This is a genomic window from Pantoea sp. SM3640 (assembly GCF_015654165.1).
GTDB classification, from domain to species: domain Bacteria; phylum Pseudomonadota; class Gammaproteobacteria; order Enterobacterales; family Enterobacteriaceae; genus Pantoea; species Pantoea vagans.
The window spans coordinates 773,095-795,574 of record NZ_CP064872.1 but is presented as its reverse complement, the minus strand read 5'-3'; the positions used below and the strand labels follow the sequence as shown (position 1 = coordinate 795,574).

General features: G+C 45.2%; 15 protein-coding genes and 1 pseudogene. 10 read left to right on the top strand and 6 right to left on the bottom strand.

Features of this window, described 5'->3' with window-relative positions; all coding sequences use genetic code 11:
* The 7 genes and pseudogenes from IV493_RS03770 to IV493_RS03740 all read left to right on the top strand — a co-directional run bounded on the left by IV493_RS03770 (nucleotide 1) and on the right by IV493_RS03740 (nucleotide 7,121).
* The gene (locus tag IV493_RS03770) at nucleotides 1-1,080 is read left to right on the top strand and encodes a hypothetical protein (RefSeq protein WP_195857755.1); all 1,080 of its coding nucleotides are present in this window, start codon (nucleotides 1-3) and stop codon (nucleotides 1,078-1,080) included.
* 514 nt (nucleotides 1,081-1,594) lie between these two features.
* Complete coding sequence (locus tag IV493_RS03765) at nucleotides 1,595-2,158, top strand: recombinase family protein (RefSeq protein WP_139965856.1); 564 nt, start codon at nucleotides 1,595-1,597, stop codon at nucleotides 2,156-2,158.
* A 13-nt stretch (nucleotides 2,159-2,171) separates the two neighbouring features.
* Nucleotides 2,172-2,528 carry a hypothetical protein gene (locus tag IV493_RS03760; RefSeq protein WP_195857754.1) on the top strand — a complete coding sequence of 119 codons (357 nt, stop codon included), beginning with the start codon at nucleotides 2,172-2,174 and terminating at the stop codon, nucleotides 2,526-2,528.
* Nucleotides 2,529-2,660: 132 nt separating this feature from the next.
* Entirely contained in the window at nucleotides 2,661-3,671 is a 1,011-nt protein-coding gene (locus IV493_RS03755) for a DNA cytosine methyltransferase (RefSeq protein ID WP_139965854.1), read from the top strand.
* Between the two features lie 151 nt (nucleotides 3,672-3,822).
* On the top strand, nucleotides 3,823-4,506 hold the full coding sequence (locus tag IV493_RS03750) for an HNH endonuclease (RefSeq protein ID WP_139965853.1): 684 nt from the start codon (nucleotides 3,823-3,825) through the stop codon (nucleotides 4,504-4,506).
* A gap of 514 nt (nucleotides 4,507-5,020) precedes the next feature.
* Nucleotides 5,021-5,566, top strand: a complete 546-nt coding sequence (locus IV493_RS03745) for a hypothetical protein (protein WP_195857753.1) — start codon at nucleotides 5,021-5,023, stop codon at nucleotides 5,564-5,566.
* Between the two features lie 304 nt (nucleotides 5,567-5,870).
* Nucleotides 5,871-7,121, top strand: a pseudogene (locus IV493_RS03740) (integrase domain-containing protein).
* A 73-nt stretch (nucleotides 7,122-7,194) separates the two neighbouring features.
* Here the strand turns inward: IV493_RS03740 and IV493_RS03735 are convergent.
* The gene (locus IV493_RS03735; RefSeq protein ID WP_195857752.1) at nucleotides 7,195-7,644 is read right to left on the bottom strand and encodes a hypothetical protein; all 450 of its coding nucleotides are present in this window, start codon (nucleotides 7,642-7,644) and stop codon (nucleotides 7,195-7,197) included.
* Nucleotides 7,645-7,802: 158 nt separating this feature from the next.
* Here IV493_RS03735 and IV493_RS18515 point away from each other — a divergent pair, with 158 nt between their 5' ends.
* Nucleotides 7,803-8,201, top strand: coding sequence for a hypothetical protein (locus IV493_RS18515; RefSeq protein WP_230299983.1), 399 nt, complete (start codon nucleotides 7,803-7,805; stop codon nucleotides 8,199-8,201).
* 11 nt (nucleotides 8,202-8,212) lie between these two features.
* On the top strand, nucleotides 8,213-9,334 hold the full coding sequence (locus tag IV493_RS03725) for a hypothetical protein (protein WP_195857751.1): 1,122 nt from the start codon (nucleotides 8,213-8,215) through the stop codon (nucleotides 9,332-9,334).
* Nucleotides 9,335-9,615: 281 nt separating this feature from the next.
* On the opposite strand, the gene IV493_RS18510 is transcribed toward IV493_RS03725, so the two are convergent.
* Nucleotides 9,616-9,813, bottom strand: a complete 198-nt coding sequence (locus IV493_RS18510; RefSeq protein WP_230300003.1) for a hypothetical protein — start codon at nucleotides 9,811-9,813, stop codon at nucleotides 9,616-9,618.
* A 191-nt stretch (nucleotides 9,814-10,004) separates the two neighbouring features.
* Here IV493_RS18510 and IV493_RS18505 point away from each other — a divergent pair, with 191 nt between their 5' ends.
* Nucleotides 10,005-10,418, top strand: a complete 414-nt coding sequence (locus IV493_RS18505; RefSeq protein WP_230299982.1) for a hypothetical protein — start codon at nucleotides 10,005-10,007, stop codon at nucleotides 10,416-10,418.
* A 72-nt stretch (nucleotides 10,419-10,490) separates the two neighbouring features.
* Here IV493_RS18505 and IV493_RS03715 read toward each other — a convergent pair whose 3' ends face one another.
* The 4 genes from IV493_RS03715 to IV493_RS03700 are packed head-to-tail and all read right to left on the bottom strand — an operon-like array spanning nucleotide 10,491 to nucleotide 22,229.
* The gene (locus tag IV493_RS03715; RefSeq protein ID WP_195857750.1) at nucleotides 10,491-16,331 is read right to left on the bottom strand and encodes a DEAD/DEAH box helicase; all 5,841 of its coding nucleotides are present in this window, start codon (nucleotides 16,329-16,331) and stop codon (nucleotides 10,491-10,493) included.
* Between the two features lie 19 nt (nucleotides 16,332-16,350).
* Nucleotides 16,351-18,441 carry a hypothetical protein gene (locus IV493_RS03710; protein WP_195857749.1) on the bottom strand — a complete coding sequence of 697 codons (2,091 nt, stop codon included), beginning with the start codon at nucleotides 18,439-18,441 and terminating at the stop codon, nucleotides 16,351-16,353.
* Nucleotides 18,442-18,456: 15 nt separating this feature from the next.
* Nucleotides 18,457-21,015, bottom strand: a complete 2,559-nt coding sequence (locus IV493_RS03705) for a hypothetical protein (protein WP_195857748.1) — start codon at nucleotides 21,013-21,015, stop codon at nucleotides 18,457-18,459.
* Entirely contained in the window at nucleotides 21,012-22,229 is a 1,218-nt protein-coding gene (locus IV493_RS03700) for a DNA cytosine methyltransferase (RefSeq protein WP_195857747.1), read from the bottom strand. Before IV493_RS03700 ends, IV493_RS03705 begins: the two co-directional genes overlap by 4 nt.
* Nucleotides 22,230-22,480: the final 251 nt, after the last annotated feature.

The following is a 22,480-nucleotide window of genomic DNA, read 5'->3' as shown; positions in this document are numbered from 1 at the left end:
ATGAGTTACACGCTCTCAGGAATCAGCCCTCCAGTAGACAGATCGCTCCCCCGCCACGGCATGTTTCGCCAAACGGATGATGTTAAATGGAAAGTTAATCTTTATATGCTCTTTAAAAACCTTCCTGATACCAAAGGCAGGAGGTCTCATTGGTATACAACAAGTCAAAGCATGGTGCAGAAGCTTCCTGATGAGTATCGCAAGGAAATTCGAGAAATCTGTTCGATAGATGCGTCTGAGATTGGGCCTTACACTTGGATTTCCATTGAAGCAGCACTTGTATTACTGACATATGGCTCCAGAATGACGAAACACAGTGCAGTCCTAGAGTGGGTCGAGCGTTACACTGGCGTCAAACTGCCAAAAGATGTAGGTCGAAGCCGCCGAGAGGCTGTATTTGCTCATTTGCTACGCATTTTTCTCGAAAAAGAGCTTTCTGAGACAACAAATGGGGAATACAAGCTTGAATATCAGTACAGGCTCTGCGGCGGTAAGTACTTTGCTGATTTTTCCGTTAAGCATTACTGGGATGGAGAAGCTAACTCAGAGAAATTTGATTGGTATATCATTGAGTTTGATGAAGAAGAGCACGAACTTCCAGCAAGCAAGCTGAGAGATCAAAAACGCGACATGGAAATTCGGGATACCTACCCTCTGGCAACATTAATCAGGGTAAAACACGATCAAGTGGAAAATTGGTTCAAACTTGTCTCACTAAGCCATCGGTTGATCGGTTTTGAATCTGCCTGTTTGGCGGGGATCGTCACTGCTTGCTCAACCATAAAAGACCAAGAAGTATGCATTGACAGCACTACTGCAAAATCTGCCTTCGACTTCCACGAAAATGAATTTGCTGATGTGTTACTTTTTCCAAATCAGCCGCTAAGAGGGTTAAAGTTGGCTCTGGAACGATGCGCCATCGATTGCAGGTACGTCAGAACTAACAAAAGCAGGCAACTCAGAGTTTCACTGGCATCGCTCATCGCCGTTATGCATCGCTGGTGGCCTACTAAAGCTGTTGATTCAGCTATGCGTAACATCTGTAGCACTGAAACGTATTGTGACGTATCACATATTTGATTGATATATATGGGGTTACAGCTAGTTGATACGTTGTAACCCCTTAAACGACCCTACATACTCCCTTTATAGCATTAGTATAACTACCACCTTTCAGTTTCTGATTGGAAGAATTACCTTCAAGATCCTCGCAGCGCTAACCTTTTTGGCATTTCCATTCGCTCATAAAAAGTGTCACTCCTATTCACCATTAAAGATGGTATGCCTTGGTATAAGCAAGGTGTCACCAACACAGGAGAACGCTATGTTTATGCTTAAAGTACTAACGGCTGCGATGACTACAGCACTGGTTGCATTCGCAACATCACTGTTGCAAGCCATCATCAGTAAATTCACCCCACCGGATTATTCCGGCCTTTAATTTCTACCTATACCCCTACCAATAACCATGCTCTAAAGATCTGCCAATACCGCAACGGTAGGAAGCCCCATTCGGCCCTACCACAGGGTCGTTATGGGCTTTTGGCAGCTGATTGCAGCATAGCATGGTCTATTGGCAGGGTAAGGAGTTCTCATGGCTACAGTCGGTTACGCCCGCGTATCTACTACCGGACAAAGTCTTGATACACAACTCGAAGCCCTCGTTGGCTGCGAAAAGATATTCAGGGAAAAAATCAGTGGTGCTAAAGATGATCGTCCAGAGCTCCAAGCGCTGCTTGAGTTTGTACGCGAGGGTGATTCCGTTCAGGTGACCAAACTGGATAGGCTCGCACGCAACACACGCCACCTCTTGGAGGTCTCTGAATACCTTCAAAGGAAAAATGTTGCTTTGAATATCCTTAACATAGGCATTAATACAGCTACGCCTACGGGTAAATTGATGCTCACCATGATTGGAGCTATCGCCACCTTTGAAAGAGAAATGATGCTAGAACGTCAGGCAGAAGGGATCGCCTTAGCTAAACAGAAAGGTAAATACAAGGGTCGTAAGGCAACCGCATTAGCTAAGAGCAACGACGTTATTGAGCTTTTAACGCAAGGAGTTAGTAAACCCGAAGTATCTCGGCAGCTAGGGATAGGCATCACAAGCATCTACCGGATAGTCCGAAAGCTTCGTCCTGACTTGCTGAACATTTGATAAGGATATGATTTTGAAAAATAAAAACTTCTTAATATTCGCGATGCTATTGCTAGTATCCGAAACAAAAGCCCAGGACCTTCCTAAAGAAGTAAATCTCAGGTGTGACGATAAAGAGGAGGTAATGATCCATTTTGGTAATGAAGGAGACAAAGGGTGGGTTTATATGCGTATCGGGCAGCCGGGCTCCAAAACGGTGATTCTTCCAATGGTGCATTACGACTTTCCAAAAGAAAGACTTGTGCGGATGTTATTTGATGATAGAGAAGGTATATCACGAAAGATGCTTATTGCTGAAGGTGCCTACTACAAAGCAGACAGCATTACGAACAAACTAATGAGCTGTAACGTGATGAAAGCAAGCTACTAATTCCGCTATCAAGGCTTCAGAAAAACCTGTGGCCTTCCCCTCACAAAACCACTGTCTATATATCCATATAAATATACTTGCCATATCATTCGTGACTGGTATTCTTCTGCCTATCGAAATGAGGATCAACATATGTACACATCTTTAGAGCTTTGTGCTGGCGCTGGCGGGCAAGCTCTCGGTTTGCATCAAGCCGGATTCAAGCATCTTGTCTTAATTGACAATGACGCACCTGCATGTGCAACACTTCGTCTTAATAATCAAGATCATGGCTTGGGCTGGGGAGAGGTCATTGAAGCTGATCTTCAAGATTTTGCTCAAACTGAAGCCTCTAAATTTGCAGGCAAAATTGACTTAGTTGCCGGTGGAGTGCCATGCCCCCCCTTCTCCAAAGCAGGTAAACAACTCGGAAAGGATGATGAACGTGACCTCTTCCCGATTGCAATCGACATCGTAGCTAAAACAAGACCTAAAGCGGTACTGATAGAGAACGTGGCTGGATTGCTGGACTCAAAGTTTGCTGAGTATAGAAACTTTATCGATGAGCAGTTCTCAAAACTCGGTTACCAGACCACTTGGAATTTACTTCATGCTAGCAACTACGGTGTACCGCAGCTCAGACCTCGCGTCAATTTAGTTGCTATGCTCCCTGAATATTTTCAACATTTCCAATGGCCGACGCCGCTACCAAGTTCCGCACCAACTGTTGGCGAAGCCTTGTATGATCTAATGGCTATGAATGGTTGGAAAGGGGTTGATGAATGGAAGAGTAAAGCTAACAGTATTGCTCCGACATTGGTTGGTGGCTCTAAAAAACATGGGGGACCAGATCTAGGTCCCACTCGTGCTAAGCGTCAGTGGCAAGCACTTCATGTTAATGGCCATAGGATAGGAGATACACCGCCGGAAAAAGACTACAGTGGTGTAAGGGAAGGATATGAAAATATGCCACTCTTGACGGTCAGAATGGCAGCTAGAATCCAAGGATTTCCAGACTGGTGGCAATTCTTCGGAAAGAAAACAACAACTTACCGTCAGGTAGGGAATGCTTTTCCTCCACCAGTAGCTAAAGCTGTTGGTGAGCAAATTCACAAAGCACTATCGATTGCGGATCAAAATAACCATAAGGCGAAAGTTGCTTAGTGTGGCATGTGAAGCCGAACAAGTATCACTGTAAGAAAAGAAATCAGCATTTTGCATAAGCCTCTAATGATAGAGGAGATCGTAGTTTCATACTAAGGTAGCTTAAAGCTGCCTTTTTTTATATTGTTATCCACAAAAAGAGGATGGTGATATGAACTTTAGCGATTTTGTAGCAATTATTAACATACGGCAAGCTGAGCTAAGGGCTAAAGGCCTTAAGTCGAATATAACCGCAGCACAATGGAAGATGCTTGAATACCTTTTTAGTCAAGGAAATGATTTTCCTCGCGATTGGGTTCCTCGTGATGTGCTCCATGACTTAGTCAAGCAAAGTGATTATAGAAGGAGAATCACTGAATTAGGGGATGAAATCGGGGTTGATATACAACGTCAGGCAGGGACAAATGCTTACCGCTTGAACTCAGTGAACCTAAATCCAGCCAATCCGCGAACGTACCTTACTAAAACTCAAAAAAACATACTGCTTTTAAGACAAAACTTCACATGTCAAGTCTGCTCTATCCATGATGAAAATAACAGCACTGGTACTTTACAAGCGGACCATAAGATCCCTTTAGCTAGAGGCGGCGGTCATACCCTTGAAAACTGGCAGACGCTTTGCCACGTATGTAATGTTGGAAAACGAAATGCATGTCAGGATTGCACTAGAAGTTGCCATGACTGTGCATGGGCATTCCCTGAGGTTCATGGCATTAGGATTATGACTCCCTTGAGCCCTAATGATATTCAAAAGATTATTGCTCTCGGTGTCCCAAAGCATGACATAGCAGACTGGCTCGTAAAATTAGCCAAACAAGAAATTAACAATAATTAGCTTATAATGTAGCCTTTTTAAGGTATGAATTCAGCTTCCACATTGGAAGTTGAATTCAATAAACAGCAAATAATATAGTGACGATGATCACAACTTTTATAAATACAGAAAAATCCCCTATTCAAATCATCTAAAGTAGCAAACTCAACCGAGCACTCATTAGCATTAGTTATTAATCGTGAGGTTCTTTATGGCTACTTGCCAAGATACACACCGCTACAACTCTCTTTTCAGCGCCCTTCCAGAAGACCAAAGTTATCCTTTTCGCCATAAGTGTGCAGGTTGTGCATATGAGCTAGGGTTTAGTGCTGGCATAACCAACCGATCGCCAAACGAGTCCGCTGCAATTAATTCGATCCTAAAGAGCCAAGCAGCTGAAGTTCGTCATAGAAGCCCAAGGGTTGCTTATTATCAAGGTTTCACTGATGGATTGAATGAGTATTACAACCAAAATCCACGCGGCTAAAACCATGCTGGATAAATATTATAATTATCAGTTATTAAGGAGTTTTGAATGATTGTTTATGCTTCTGAATTCTCTGAAATACCTCAGGCACTTCGCAGTAATCCAGCTATTAAAGAACGTATGTTAGCGCTCATTTCCGGCAACAAAGTTTCAGGCAAAGTTACAGAAGGTGGTGACCGTTTAATGAAGTTGAGACTGACCTTATCTCGACTTACTAATGATCAACTTTCACTCGATGAAGCAATAAGAGAAGTCGAGCATCAACTACCACGACACACGTCGATCCATTCAGACAGCAATCAAGTATTCTCTAGTAACTGGGCTGAACGACTAATTAGAACTCAATATAGCCGCTTTTATAATCAAGCTGTACTCGAAGACCAGATAGCTAAAGGTAAGAGCGAGTGCTATGTACCCCTATCCTCACAAGAGGATGCAGTATCTCAATGCTCGCAAACTCTAGCTGGACGTTCTCACGACATAAGCTATTTACTGAAGCTTCTAGTCACTTCTTATGAAGAAGGCAAGTGGGACAAAACTCCTAAAATTCCAGATCACCCTCACTGCACTCACGTTGTTAAGCCTATATCTTGATTAAGAATTTAGAAATGTGCCATACTGCTGTGACAATGATTTCCGCTACATAGCTCAAAGAATCAGTCAGTTAGTATTTGGTGTAGCTCTCAGCCAGCTCCACCAAATTCTTGGTCGATTGGTTACCAGACCCATTCGATGAAGTCCTAAAAGCCCGCAAGGCGTAAGCCCTGCGGGCTTTTTTGTGCCCTCAATTTGTCCCTCGAAGTCCGAACTCAACTAATTAAATCCGAACCTTTTAGGCCCTTGATAGGCCCAACAAAACTATCTATTGTCTTTGTTGGGCCCAAAAGCGTGGAAGCTAATAAGGGCAAGAAAAACCAAGCCTCTAACCGATACCGAAATCAAAGCAGCTAAATCCAAAGATGCCGATGACCTTCTTTATGATGGTGACGGCCTAACGTTATTGGTTAAGCACAGCGGCAGCAAACTTTAGCAGTTTCGCTACTACCGCCCTTTTACGAAACAACGGACAAAACAGAGCTTTGGCTCCTATCCGTCAGTCACACTTTCTGATGCTCGTAAGCTCAGGGCTGAGTCATGGGCATTACTAGCCAAGGATATTGATCCTCAAGAACACCAAGAGGAAAAAGTACGAAATTCCTTAGAAGCTAAAGCGAATACCTTCATGATGGTTGCGGAACGTTGGCTAGGTGTGAAAAAGAACAGCGTGACAGAAGACTATGCGAAAGATATCTGGCGCTCTCTTAAGAGGGATATTTTCCCGGCAATTGGAGATGTCAGTGTTACAGATATAAAAGCTCATACTCTGGTTAAGGCCGTTCAACCAGTTCAGGCAAGAGGGGCACTAGAAACCGCCCGCCGCCTATGTCAGCGTATTAATGAAGTCATGATTTTTGCCCAGAATACGGGCCTGATAGATGCTGTTCCCAGCATTAACATTGGCAAAGCGTTCGAGAAGCCTCAGAAAAAGAACATGCCCAGCATTCGACCAAATCACTTACCTCAGCTGATGCAGACGATGCGCACCGCCAGCATTAGCCTTCCAACACGATGTCTGTTCATGTGGCAACTTCTCACCATAACCAGCCCTGCCGAAGCGGCTGAAGCCCGTTGAGAAGAGGTAGACATGGAAGCGCGAGAGTGGAAAATCCCTGCGTCACGGATGAAAATGAACCTTGACCATACCGTCCCACTGTCAGATGAAGCAATTGCTGTTTTAGAGATGATGAAACCGATAAGTGACAACCGGGAATTCATTTTTCCAAGTCGTTTGAAGCCTACTCAGTCAATGAATAGCCAAACGGTAAATGCTTCGCTTAAAAGAGCGGGATTCGGCGGTATCCTTGTATCACATGGGTTGCGTTCAATTGCCAGCATCGCGCTCAATGAGCAAGGTTTCCCTCCTGATATCATTGAGGCAGCACTTGCTCATGTGGACAAAAATGAAGTACGTCGCGCGTACAACCGAAGCGATTATCTCGAGCAACGTCGTCCGATGATGCAGTGGTGGGCAAATTTCGTGACTGCGGCAGACCGAGGAGGTATTATTGAAGGCGGGTATAAAGGCGTCAAACTAATTGCTATGGCCTAATTACATCGTGTCCAAACGTTGGGCACGATGCAGGCTCATCGGCCGCTACGTGCCAAGAGCGGACTCCAGCCATTTATTCTCTTACTTTTGACAAGATTGCTCTGTACTGTTCAATGGCTCTCCAGATGTCATCCTGTGTATCTCCATCCCAATCAGGAACTGTAGACAACTCGGATTTGAACTGCATAATTAAGATATGCGCATCTGCGACTTCACCCTTTCGACATTTTAATGCGATACGAGATATCGACTCAGAAGATAGACTTGAGTAGGGCGAAAAAGCGGTACGCTCAGCGGCAATTAGTTTTTGTAATTTTCTCATGTAATCTATACATCCTAGACAGTTGGAAGGTGATGCATGGTAATTTTTACTGACCATAGAAACCAATGAAATAGCCGACTTTAATATGTACGGTCCTCGCTCAAAGCTGCCTTTATGCACGCCTGCTACAGCTGAGTGCCAAAAACGGAAATAGCTAACAACAGCCTGTGTGAAGCAACTGGGAGCAGGTCCGTAGGCCATACTGCTAACCTGACTCTTGGCACGGCCTACAGAATAACACATCCTCTATTCTGCTCCCGAACGATACGGTTCTCGCTGCCGACTTACACTAAAAAAATGATAGTCAGGAATGAAAAAGGTGTATTATTAAATGAATACTCTAAAAGGACTTATCCAACATGCTCCAGCCTAAGCCAGTATATACATACAAAAACGACCATAGAATTCCTAAATGGAATCCGCAAAAAAAGAGTAAGTGGCTTGTCAGTATTGTAGAGGAAGAGGCTATTTTCAAATTTGGATATGATGCTAAATGGTTTCATGGCAATGATGTATGGTCTTTGAAATATGTAAGTGGTGACTTATGTGTGATAGGTGAAGATCACAGACACTTTCATAAAGAAAAAGGAAAAATTTATAAACTGATTGTGGCCAAATTCGTTGTAGATCAGAACTGTTGGCATGGTTATCCAGTCAATACCCTTACTGACCCACCTGACTCTTCGTTGTTAACGGTATGGGCACAGACCCCCGGAATACCTAAAAAAAAGATAATGAAATTAAATACGATTAAGTGAAGGAATTAAAGATGGCTGACCTAAAAGTAAATATAGCTGGAGACTTCATTGAGTCCTATATCTATTCCGGAGTTCTTTTTACCGTGGACACCAATGGAATACTGTGCTCTTATAGTTGGAAACACTTAATCGAAAAATATTTTCACAGATATCCTGAGCACATTCAATGGAAAAAAAAGATTTTAGACTCTAGGGAAGGGAAGAATTATTTTCTAAATGAAGATATAACCATAACTATAGATAAAAATTTCTTAGAAAATAATCAAAAAGGAACATGTACAAATTTGCAGGCCTGGTGTACAGATTTGGATGTCAAAGATAATATAATGTATATATCATCTGAAAAAGGATTAGAAACAATTCCTTTCATGAACGAATGGAACAATGGCGCTGTGGAGAATTTGGTACGAATGAAGACAGTGTGGAGTGGTTCCAAGGTTTTCGGCATCAGCACAGGGAGTTGGGGTAGAACTATATTAGCCACCGGTGTTAAAGGTGCACTAGAAATAGTAAATAAAGAAGTTGAGCAAGTAAAAAATATCGGAATTTTTAAAAATATCGAAAAGATAATTAATGAAGATATTATTTTAGATTGTGAATGGAATTCAAATTCAACATTAGCCATCCTCGATGGTCTATCAAAAAAAATAGCTTATAAGTATCATGACATAGGTAGTGATAGTTTCTTTAAAGATAACGAAAAGGCTGAGGAAAAATTAAGGAACTTGAGTTTACAATCAAAAGAGAAAAAAATAAAAAACGCAATGGAAGCATTGCAAAAAAATAGCACCGAAGATATATCATGTGATTTTATACAGACTTGGTTTGAGTCAGGAAACTTGTATGCTATAGACAGAAATAAACATAAACACGTTTTTAATGGGTATAAGTGGGTTGAAGAAAGTGCTGATAGTCTCTTTAACGAAACTTCAATAGCTAAGTTAAAAAATATTGCTGCGGGTAGTTTCTTTGAAACCGAAGATGACGAACTCTTTAAAATTTATAAAGGCAAAAAATTGACTCTACCAGAAAACTTCACTTCGTGGAGAGTATTCCCTAGATCTAAAAATTATCAGGATAGAGTTCATATAGTTTATGATGATTTTCTACAAATAAGAATATTCGATTTGTAAAATCATTATTAGTTTCACTAGGTAGTCTAGTGAAACTAATAGCTATAGAGCATATTTTTCGTATGTTAGATATCCTAGTGTGTAATTGGATTTTTTAGAATTCCGGCGCAGTACATTGATTTAACAGTCTTCTTGGATTTTATGAACGGCTGGTTAACCTGCTCCTTGTTAATTCGCACAGAACGCTGTTAACAATCAACAATGTCCGTTGATCGCTCATAGCTGACGTTGAAACATCAGAGTCAGCTCTGTGCCAGGAGCGGACATTTGTGACCAGTTAATCATGCCAGCAAGATCTTAACGAAGGCATCCCAGCGGCCTTCGATGTTATCTTTGTTGATAGGGAGCAGCGTTTTGCGCATCGTTATCCCATCAATGGCCGCGAGATCTGCGTCTTTTTTTACCAGATCTGGCGCGAACCAGAGTTTAAGTGTATGCGGATCGATGGCGCACAGTCCCGCGTCAAAGAGCTTGTGGATATCAGTGCGCAGCAGCAGACCGTTTTTAAAACTAGCGCCACCTTACGAGCGTGGGACTTAAGATGCGCGGCTTCGCAGCGTAACGCAATGGCATTCGTGTAGACGCAACGGCCACCGCAGTTAAGCATCACATCTTCACGGAATTTCCCCTGATCACCACGGCGGCGGCCATAGAATGGTACATCTTCTCTGTGTTCGCGTTCTTCAGCCAGCGACCGTTCGGCTGGCGGTTCTTCGACCACCACGGGTTCAGGGGCGACCGCTTTCGGTTCTTCCCAGGTTCCCAGGAACATGGCAACGCGCTGGGGCATTTTGACACGATTCAAAATCCCAAGGTGTGCTTTTTCCCAGGCAAGGAATTCTTCCAAGCGACTCGCTGGGCAACCATGTTTAAGCGCCGGATGGGGGGATTCATTTTTGACTGGAGCGGGCGCGAGAGAAGATATAGTCGTGCTGCAACTGCCTGTGCTGTAGCTGCTACGGCCACCCACATGGCGTTTAACCGAATTTCCTTCAACCAGGATTTGCTTGTCCTGGTCGATCTGGCGCTGGAAGTGACCTGCTCCCCGTTGATTAAAAACCTGCGATGCCATGTGATTATATAAATGCGCTTTCGTATCGAAAGCGCATCTAATAAAACCACATCAATCAACAACTGTCAGAACTATTGCTGTATTTTAACTAAGCTTAAGATTAGCAAGCGTACGCAATGGTCGTCTTTCCAGCTCGAATGTATCAATAAACTTAAGTGAAGATCCCCCCTTAGCTAGCCCCATGAAATCAATCAGAGCATCTCGCTCAGGTTCCTTCGAATTCCATAGGGGATGCGTAACGACTGCACGCCAGAGTTCTTTTCCATCCTGAATCTCGATAAGAACAGGTAACGAATACTCTTTTAACAATTTGATTGTTGCTGGTCGTAGAGCCTCGACGTCTTCCGCTAACTGAAATGCTCTTTCTCGCCATCCTGTCATCTCCGGCTGGTTCCAGTCTGCGGCATTCAAACCACATGCGAATTCGGGCATAACCATCGCCCGTAAATAGGCCAAACCTAACCGCCAGTCCAGTAAACCGTGATACTGGCGATTACCATAGCGCTGTATGCACTTGTAGCACGCGGTTTGGCATTGAATCGAGTGATCTTTGTTTAAAAAATCAACCATCGGCCATTTGTCATTCTCTTCGAGAATCTCATGTAATAGTTTGACTATCAGAGGGAAGTCGTTAGCAGTAGCTGGTTCGGCAAGCCGCCTGCATAGTCCTGAACCGTTGATTAACGCATCGGCGATTTGCAGTCTAGGTTTGCCAAGGTGCAGCCGGGGTTCAAGCATTTCAAATTCATCTGGCGAAACATCTAGATAGAGCGCTGCCTTATGCGTCAAGATCTGGGTCGCGCTAATAGCCGCGGCGCGCGAAGGCAAATTCATGTACCCGCCGTATCTGGCAACCATATTTAGATTAAGGCGAGTATCGAATTTCGTTATTTCAAGATGAAGTGACTCTGTCTCTTTGCTAGATACAAGCCCAAAACTTTTTTTCTCGCCGCGATACTGCCAGCGTGGGTTATCGTGCGATTTTAGCCAGTCTGAATCGATAGCCTGCTCGCCGTTAACTGACGGGCAATATGTAGAAAAGGGCATTGGCGCTTTTTGGTCGTTTACCAAGTCAACATTAAATCGTTCGCCTTCCTTTTCTCCATTAATAGGACCATCATTGAGACGTAGAATGGTCACTTCGCCGCGTTGCACCGTGAAGGAACCGCATTTTGTCGGAACGCCTTCATGCAATACTGTTGCTGTGGTTTTCAACGACATGCGGATAAAGCTATCCATATCGTCCTTAGGTTTGAAATCCGTACGAAAAGCAGCTGGTGTGATATAAAGCTTGAATTCGTTAGGGCTAATCGGCGTGCAGCAATCCTCGCAATTAATGTCGTTGTCAGGTTTATGTAGCTCTAGCTTGGCTGAACCACATGCCGGGCAAACTGCTACATGGCTGCATGACTCCTGCCACGAACCTACCGTCGAAAGATCCGATATTCGGTTATTCTGGACCTGCGGTTCTTGGTAATTACCGGTGAAGCCTATTACCTCATGCTTTTTCTTATCCTTGATCAATACTGAGCCAGGGGCATACTCGAAAACTGCGAGATCAAGATCGCGATCCATCGTCGACCATTCGTATTCTTCTTGCGCGTTTAGACCTTTTGTTTTCCGCAATCCCAAATAAAGGTTGCGCACCCGAGTCGGCATTCCGTACATTGGCAATTTTCCATGCTCGGCTAGGAAGCGTGCAAGCCCCATATCCTCTTCAGGGACATAAATTTTCAGTTCAGAGATTTCATCAATTATGTTCTCCGCATTTAATATTAAATTAAGACGTTTTTTTTGTTCTGGATCGAACGTTGCTGCTTTAATAAAGCGATTATGAATATTCTGAGTTTCTTTCAACGCTCCTAGCAATCGCTCAGCCCAATTAGTTTCATCGCCATGATAGTAATCATGAGTAGAAATATATTCGCCATGAATATCAGGCGGAACGAGTTTATCTCCGGGGAAATTTATTCCCTTTTTATGATCCTCTTCACGTAAAAGATTAAATGCAGCTCTAAGCCATACTTTCCGCATAAGTCTTAATGGAATGGCATCGTGATCTACTGCCAAAAAAGGCGGCGGTGGTGGATCTCCGGTGATCGCATGAGGATGAGCGAAATAGTAAGCATCATGAGTTCGTCCGCGGCAAAATGTGATAACGAAAGAAAAAGCCTGACCACGTCGCCCAGCGCGGCCGACGCGCTGCTGGTAGTTAAACCGCTGAGGAGGCATGTTGGCTTGATAAACCGACTGAAGTGAACCGATATCAATTCCAACTTCCATTGTCGTGGTAACGGCAAGCATATCGATTTCCGCATCTAATTTTTCGAGTTCACTCATTTCATCAACAAAAATGCCCTTAAATTTACGTAGGCGATCGGAGAAATCATCTGTCTGCCCCGTCAATTCCTCGACGTTCAACCTGAAACGTTTAACTCCGTCTTGCTCACCACGAACAATGCGTTTACCAAGAAAATTTTCCTTCCATAGCTTTTCGACAACTCCGCTGGGTTCAACTTCAAGTAGGGTTAAGCAGCGAGTACAATTATTAAAACCCAAATGTAAGTGAATTCGCCCACATTTTCTACATTGCCAATAACTATCGCCTGGCTTACTAACTTTGAGGAACAATTTACCTATCTTAATTCGCCCAGCCTTATGCTCAAGCTGAGAGAATTGATTTAAAATACGCGTCAAACCTTCTTGATACCCTCTATCACCGAATAATACTCTGGCAACGCGCTTAACTTTTTCTTTTTCAACATGACTGCCTTCATACCAATCACGGGTACGTGTAGAGTCAAAATATTTATTATCTGTAACGCGATATGCCCCTGAAAACACCCTTAACCATGCATCTAACTCTGGTAAGTCATCTTTATCTGATATACATGGATATGCTAGACCTGTTTCCTCTAGCGCGAAGAAGGTATTAGCAAAAATAACATCATCTATCAGCTCAAATTGATCGCCGGCGACTTTTGTTTTTATCTTCATTTTTTCATGAGAAGATAGTCCATCGCTATATTTAACGACCGCATCTTCTTTAGTAAAATTAGCATACCAAACATTGCTATCCTCATCATCTGAACTGGAACGATACTTATATGGTGATATTCCCAACCCAACCAGCTCAGATGTAATCCTTCCGATTGAATCACCTTCAGACTCTAATAGCCTATCTATTTTTATGCGTTTATACTTACAAAGATTAGCAATGCCTTCTTGATTTTTTTTTATAGCATATAGTCGGCCGTACTCATTATCATCATTAGCCAGCATGGCTTTGGTCATCTTATCTTTAAGAATATCTTCTGATATATAATTCTTTTCTGCTTCTTTAAGCATCGTTCTGGCCGCTGCGACCAATATTTCCCTGCGTAGATCGCGCAAGTGCAATCGTTCAATTTCTAGCGCCATAGATGCCGCATCCTGCCGACTATCTGAAAAAACAATACTCTTTGCTTCCGCACCGATTGCATGTAGCAATTCAAATAATTCTGTCGCCACAAGCTGGGATGACTTAGTCACACCAGTACGAAATGCGCGAATGGGCGTTCTGGTACGATTGCTGGCAGGCCGGCTGGAGTAGTCAATGCCACAGTTAGGACAGCAAAAAGGCTGCGCGGAGGGTCTCTTTGTCGGCTCGCCTTTTTTACCCGGAATTGTTTTTTGGAAATACAGATATCCGTGAACCGCGTCAGTATTTGTCTGAAATATTTCCTGCCCGATCGTCACAATGCCTGTAACAGGATTAAGTACCGCCTTATCCCAGACATCCCAACCTTTTTCGCAGCCTAGCGGGCTTAAATGAGTAGTATCGACAGGCCAGAAAACCGCAAATTCATCCAACGTCATATCGTCGTAATATTCAGCGCCGGGACGTTCTGGAAGATTTTCCAGATTAGTCGCCGAAGGTAATAATTCGATTGTCTTACCGCCCTTCTGTCCCTTCTGACCGCCGATCAGTAATTCTCCACATGCCTCGCAGTACAACATCTCGAATAAACGGCGGCCTCGTTTCTCCCCTAGGCCTGCTGGAGCGTGCGACAAACCACGCTCCAAACAAAAATCGGAGAATTTCGCCTTTTGCTCTCCCGGCAATACGGAGGCGAAGAAACCCTCAATATTTCTGACGAATGTATGCACGCGAAAAGCTGGTGTGACGTTGGCAGGTTTATCGCATTCTATCTCCGATTCTGGCAGCGCACGCACCAGCATTAATCCGCGTAATGCTAATTCCAATTCACCTTGATTACTTGGGTCTTCCTTCAGAAAAACCTTATCAATGATTATTCCCGGCGGCATCGCTCGCGGCAACTCGCTGCCATCTTCTATACAAGCATTGGTCAGCAACGCTGCTGCTTTCTCGGCTGCTTGTTTAATGCCTTGCATGCTATTTTGCGCTTTCACGTCTAGAGCTATGAAGACATTAGACAAAGCCTGACTAAGCGCGTCCGTCATTTTCAGATTGCGTACGACATTTTCCTGCCCCTCGAGGGCAACACGCATCAATGCAGCGAAAGGCCGCACAGCGATTTTTCCTTCTGGTTTCAATGGTACATAAGGTATTCCCTTAATGACGCAGTTACGCCAGAAATCAGGGTCATCACGACCGGGATCGATAGAATCGCGGCAAGTACCGAAGGGCGAAAATAGATCGCGTAGGTATTTACGAGATTGCTCTCCATCCACGCCATCCATCGGCAGCGATGCTGAAGACGCGAGTAAACGCAGTTTGTAGCGATGTTTCGGGTCGTCAAGCCCGAGTCTTACAATTAGCGACTTAATCAACATCGCGGTTTCAGTTCCAGCAGAACCACGTAATAAATGCAACTCGTCAAATACCAGATAGAAGTATGCGTCGTTGTTATTCATTAACCATTCGCGCGTAGCGTCAAATATACCGTCTTCGACTTCGCGCGAAAGCATTGCCCCGAGCATTGAGGCGTTAGTGACGAGGAGGTCAGGCGGAGCAGCCTGCATATCCCAGCGAGACATCATTTCCCCGCCGTCTGTCGAAGGAAATATATATCGAGTCTTTTCCACAGTGTTTTCTTTTTCATCGAACGCGCGTGCAGCCTGCTGATCGCTATCAATCTGTTTCAATGCCTTACGTAACTTTTCAAGATTACGAGCACGGCGACTTTTTTCCGATTTGACTCCGGAAAGACGTGGATGGCTGGCATAACCTGTAATCGGTGTTGCGCTGGTATATTGCCCAAAGAATATCTTGTTTCCTGAGAAATGCTGCTCCATAACCTCACGCGCCCCTTCGGAATCCAGCGTTTTACGCAAACGCGCCATTTGATCTTCAACCAGAGCGTTCATCGGGTAAAGCACCATCGCCCTGAGGGCCGCCGGGCGTTTTTCTCCTTCTCGACGAGAAGTCCAGTTTGTTTTTTCGCCAGTCCACCACCGATTTTGCAGATAGCCTTCGCGAGGCGTGGCCCAGCTGACAGCCTCATTCGATAATGCAGCCAATATAGGCAACATAAAACTTTCGGTTTTTCCCGAACCTGTACCAGATGTCACGATGCCGGGTCTACCGGGAAGAATACCGCGCTCCAGCATTTGCGTCTGGTGGCTATACGGTGCATGGACTGAACGACGCGACCAGACTTCGTCACCTAGTTTCGAATCAAATAGACCGGATAACGCTAGTTCAACGAACGCCTTACGGCCTTTGGGAGACAAGCTATTGAGCGGTCCACCGTCCATCTCGGCCAGAGTTTCAAGCGTTTTATCAGAAGACTCATATCGCAAAACAGGTTCAATGTAAGGCTCCGCTGCAAATTCTCCGCTTCTATTCAAAAGATTGCGTCTTGAGGCCGCGACTGAAGGATCGGCAATTCGAAAGCTAGTTTCTATATATGAAATGAAGAAGTCCTGAATACGGCGAAAACCGCCAATAGGGTCTAACATGATTTCCTTCTCCTATAATTTATTGGGCACACATCTCGTCATTATTTAAATTTGCATATAAATCGACTAAATATTTTTGATGCATCGCTTTGTTTTCAGTATCAAGCGGCACCACTTCATGTGCCGTTCTCATCGCCCGTAGCGTATTTGCTAGATCCAAACGTCCGGCTGACATTTCATCCGCGATAGCGAGCTTGTCAGGGAAAGAACCTTGCGATTTTGGACCGGGGTCCAGTTCGCTATGATTTTCTGAAGAAAGATATAAAGGAGATAGCGCAATCGCATTCCGAATGACGACATCTTCCATTCGTAGGCGAAGATGTTGTTCCTTAATTTCCTCCGTTTCTTCACAATCTTCGTTTTCAATGGTGCCGCAAATCAGAAAGCGTCGGTGCAAATCACCTCGGTACAATCGATCTTTCAGCGCTGGCAACCAGAAACGCGCGGCGGAACATTCGACACGTTCAATCACGGCGAGGATCGTTCGGGGACAAGATGCCTCACTCAACAATAACCCTTGGTAAAGCGGTGTCGCCATATTATTTCCCGCACGAACCCATAGATCCTCGCAGGAAATTATCGTTGGATCGGCGATCTGTCGAATTGAGCGGCCTGAAGAAATCAGCGATTCAGCAATAGCAAGGAAGTCTTGTGTTTCCGGACCAAATAACAACGGACATTCACCGGCCAACATCAACGCAAGAAATTGCGTCATCAATACTTTTCCGCTGAGTGTCAGCAATTTGTTCTCTCTAACGAGCTGACCGAATTCTTCGCATGATACTACTTTCGCTTGCGTCGGAAGACATACTTTGGGGAATACTGAATAAGCCATATGACGAAACTTTTCAGCAATCGCAATATCCATCTTTTCGAGTTCAATTTTTGCCTGAGCAGTACGTTCCTCGGTCTCTCTTAAAGATGTTAAACATGCTTCATGATCGTAGGTTAAGGAAGCCAATATATGATGCTGATTTTCGTTCTGGGCGCATAACTCATTGTTGGCGTCTTTCAGACGGCTAATTTCGCTTTCGAGATACTCTTTTTCCTGATTGAGCGTTTTTTCTATATCCGCTTTATTTTCTGCAAAATCAGTCTGTAATTTTTCTTTTTGGAACTGCCATAATTGTGCAATCTCCTCCTCGATTTCGCTTTTCCTTGCCTTATCAAATACGGCCATTTCCATTTCAATAACTTCACGACGTCGCAGCCGTTCAGCCGAAAATTCATTTTCGAGCGCCTTTTGCTGTTGGGCGCGCAACGTGACTCGCTCTTCTTCCGCGATGCTTTGTATCTGATGCTCGAGAAGGCGGGTGATGTGCTGGTCCTTCAATACAGCTTCGGTAAATTGACGAGTCAGAGAATCCTCCTCTTCCAGTTTCTTAGCCAACTCTCCTGCCCGAAGCATTTGAGCAGCAGCCAGAAGAGCATCGACGCCGGAAGATAATTTTCCGTTTTGCTCGTCTGTATGCACTCGAAGCCATGAAGAGATCTCGACCGTCAAATCAGCGCAGGAAAGAAGTTGAATGACGTATTCGATGTACTGCTTATCCGGAGTCCAGTCATGGATCTGGGTAGGCAACGCATCGACATCGGGCATATAAAACAATTTTCCGTTATCAGATATGCCTGATACGGAAATCACGCCACCTTCACGGAAATCATATTCATAGACGTTCTGACTCTTGGAAATGATCAGACAGCCTGTTTTCGACTCAGCCAGATTTGCCAGAATCAAGCCATCCAGCCCAAAACGAATAGCCCACATCCCCTGTTCACCATCTGTAGCTATGCCATCAAAGCTCAATTGGCGACGCGCTTCCAGCAGCGATTGGCCGGAAGATAAATCATAATAAGGATAAATACGGCGAGCACGTTTCGCCTGCGCTCTGTTGCGAGTACCTGGCCCAACATGAAAAGCGGCCCATTCGCCCTTACGGAGCGGCAAAGCATCAGAGTCGTTAAACTCAACCTCACCCGTACGAGGAAATAGTTTCTTAGGGTTCTCGATCGTACGCCAGCCATCAGGTGTTTCCTGCGCAATAGCTGTAAGGTAAGACTGATAATTTCTGCGATCATATTGACCCAGATACCAAGGAATGTTGCTCATTTTTAATTTTCCTTATTATCCCAGCGTCAGTGTTAACCGACCGTTTCTCCATATCGGACGTATTCTTCCGCCAGAATGGCGACTAACTGAAACTACTCGGCTTGAATCGTCCTCGCCATTTGACGAGAGAGAATAAAAACATCCCGGAAGTATCGACTCTAGCCAGAGGAAAGATATGTCATCGACAGGATAGGTGTAACCGGAGTCCATCGGACCTCCGTTTCTGAGCGCGTGACGCCGTATTCCCGTAGCCAATACGTCGGGCAGGCCACAATCATCGATAAGACACTGCAGATAATTTTTAGCGACGCGTTCAAACATGGGTTCCCTGTTATATGCGCCAGCGGCGATAATAGCTGCGGTTCGGGAAAGATAATGTGTTGTTTTTCTTCCGGAAACAACCCGATAGATATCATGATCTCGCCCTCCGGGATGAGTATGCAGTGACAGCGACACAGATTCTTTATCCTGGATACCATGTTGCTGAAATCGCCCTGAATGCCAGTCCCAGACCGCAGCTAGATCATGTAATTCAGCAGCGCGTTCTGTCGTGGCTAGTGAAAGCGGTATTGTATCGGATGACGATGAGGCTTCGATTAGCGGCCATCCTAGACGCTGAGATAACGCAACAGGATCAGCAAGTACAGCGCAAAACACAGGGGGCGACCAAAGGCTAACGCCGCAACGACGAAAACTTTTTCCGCCCAACCCAGCGACCACTTTTTGAAAATCATCCACCAGTCTGGCGCAGACTGCGCCTTCCACAACAATTAGAGAATTTTCTCCGTTACGAATATGAAGCAATGAAGATTTAACCAGCGTCCATGCCCGGCCTTTCCATCCGGGACGCAGGCGTGGCTCGATCAGACCCGCATTTTGTAAACAACGAATCAAATGCCATACGTTGATCTTCCCATCTACATGCCTTAGAAGCGCTATTAACTCGGCCTCTTCCCAGCCGCTTGCTCCGCTGGCGTATATCGCCTCCAGAAGATGATCGCAACATACTTCGCTATCTTCCCATTGAAACTGCTCTTCGAAATTAAATGTCGGCGCCTTTAGTGAAGACGTCGACCAGTCGCAATACGGCTCAAACCGGTATCTTGCACTTTCGCCTAAAGTCGGGTGCGGTACAGCGTAGGTGAAAAATCGCGCGCGACGCCGCCACGGCGGAGTTTTTTCTCCCGTCTCAAGCGCTGGCTCGATGGAAAGTTCACAGTTAAGAGGTACAGAAGAAATCAAACGGCCATCAATTACAGAAACGTTGATTCCTGCTTCATCATTCCCGGATGAATATATTTTGTAGCGTAGCGTATCTGACTCAATAAAAGGCAAAAATGCGGGTAATCCCAGCCATCCGCCGGGGAGGCGTATTCCACCGTATAGCTGAGGGCGCGTGACGTCATCACCCTGAGTGCCCCATGAGGGTCTTAGTAAGCGAAATATATCCATCGCCGAAACCAGGTTCACAGGCTGGACCGTTAAAATCCAATCGTCCTCTACAATATAACCGTTGAGACGCTTACTTATCTGTACGGAATATTTACTGGATAAGGCAATATGAAACCGTTGCGAGTTTACGTCAGGAGACGGTTTCGCTCTCCAGCGCCCGTGCCCGATCTCATCAAAAAATAGTAAGCCGGCCTGCGACGCCTTCCCCAGATTTTCGCTGCTACTGGCACCACGGTCTTTAAGAGCTTTGGATAACACAGGATGAAAAACGGTTTCGCCTGTATCGCCCACACTACTGAAATAACATCGTGAACCGTCAAAGTCGACATACATATCAATAATGATTTGATGATTCGGTGCGCCGGATGATATTTCGAACGCCCGTTGACGCAGGCGCCAGAAAGGCATATCGAATAGTGCGCGGTGCCCTAGTAACCACGCGTCTCTGAATTCGGCGTAAGCCTCCTTCAGCGCATAAGAAACGCCAGGTCTTTGAATAACAATCTGAAAATACTTGATTAACTGGCGCGGATCAGCGGCCGCTTGCGGATAACGTTCCAGGCACTCGCTCATCAGGCGTAGATCGGCTTTATTAGGGAATGCCAACCGCAAGGTGTGACCGATTTGAACCCAACCATCCCGCGGCGGCAGGACAAGATGCCTGTAAGACTCACCTTCCTGAATTCGTTGGTTAAGCCATTCGGCTAATGCCTCCCACATCTGGTTGACGCCAGATAAATTCTGAAAACTATGCGAGGTCTGCAGCCAGTTCTGTAGCTTCAGACGAAAGTCATTGCGCTCTTCCTGTGCGTCGAATTGGCTGCTAATAAGCAACGTCATGACCAGATAAGTAAAAAATCCGGGCGTATCACGAGTCGACTTTTCTATCATGCCGTATTCAAGGCGCTGTGGCAGATCCCGTATTTTTGACATACAGGTTCGAAACGCTTCTTCAATTTCATTCGCATTAGCACTGCTGTCGGCGAATGCTGCCGCAAGCGTCGACGGCGTAACTTCAAACCAGCGAATATCCTGCGCGTCGCCGCCGGCACCGAACCGGAGAAAATAGTCAATCAGTTTACTTTCCCAACCATCGGGCGTAACGAGAGACGTCCAGTTCATTCAGGTATATCCTCCGTCCGCTGACTATTGATTCGGACTGCCATCACCAGTGGCTCTAGAAGACGTTCTGCCAGAAAACGAACGGGAGGAACGGCAAGGCCGTCACCTATCACTTTGAATGCTGACTGATACGCAGCCGGGAGGATGAAATCATCCGGCAACCCCATTAACGCCGCCGCTTCTTTGACCGACAACAAACGCGTTTTCACTTGGCTGCCTTTTACAACGATAATACGAGGACGAGAAGCTCCGCCTTTTGGCGTTCTCAGGCAACCAAGAACTGTCGAGAACGTTATTTCGGTCCGTTGCCGGTTGACGCCTTTTTCTTTGCGCATGCGTAAATAAAGGCTGCCTGCAATTGTCTCGCCGGATGCCTGCGCGTTCGCCAGACGCGCCAGATTAGCCGGTGCCATCATACTGATAAGCCGTTGTGTTTCCTCGGCAGAATGCCATAGCGCGTTTTCATGCTCAAAATCGATTAAGTCGTCCAGTTCCCTCATTCTGGCGTTTGGTAAATCGCCAGGCGACCACCAGATCCAGTCATTGCGAGCTTCCTTCGCCAGCGCATCGCAGGCGCGTAGGAGCGAAGGTGAATGCCATTGCAACAAAGGTTCTTCTGAAACCAAATATTCAGGAATGGAAACATGACGACTAATCGCAACAACAAATACGCGGGGGCGGGACTGCGGTAGAAAGTGCTTTGCATCGATGATTATTGCGCCATACCGATAGCCAGTTTTGCTTAGCTGATGGCATATCGCGGCGAAATGGCTCCCCTTATCCAGCGTCAGCAATCCAAGAACATTTTCAAGAACAAGAATCGGCGGCTTACGGTTTTCCTCCCCGAGCCTGCTTATTAAATCGAGGAATGGCCATATTGCACCGGAACGCGTGGTTTCATCGGCACTGGAATCTCTTTCGCCAATTCCCAAGCCATTACCGGCCAAAGACAAATCTTGGCAAGGAAATGACGCCCAGCTTAAATCAGCGTGGAGCGGCAATTCATAGGAGGTAACCTCTCGAACATCACGCATGTCGAGATGTTCGTCCCCCCAGTTATCGATGTAAGTCGATGCTTTTATCGGGTCCATGTCGTTGGCAAAAAGGCATCGCCACTGTTTTCCCAGCCCAGCCCTAGCCATACCGCCGCCCGCGAAAAACTCATAGAAAGTAAACCCTGCCTCGTGAGGTTCTGTTAAATGATTGTCACTCATGACCTGACCATAAAATAGTATTGCTGAATCGGGGCATCGTTCAATTTCCTGAAGGGGGTATTCTTAACTAGATAGTTTATAAAATCAGGAAGATAATATCTATATGGATAATTGTATCGGTCATGCGAAAACGCATTCAAGCAACTGAAAAATAAAATATTTTCTTAAAACCATCAAGCAAGACTGTTGAACCGGCAATGTTGAAAATGGAAACAGTCAGCATCTGTGCTGTAAATTGTTTTTTATTTAGA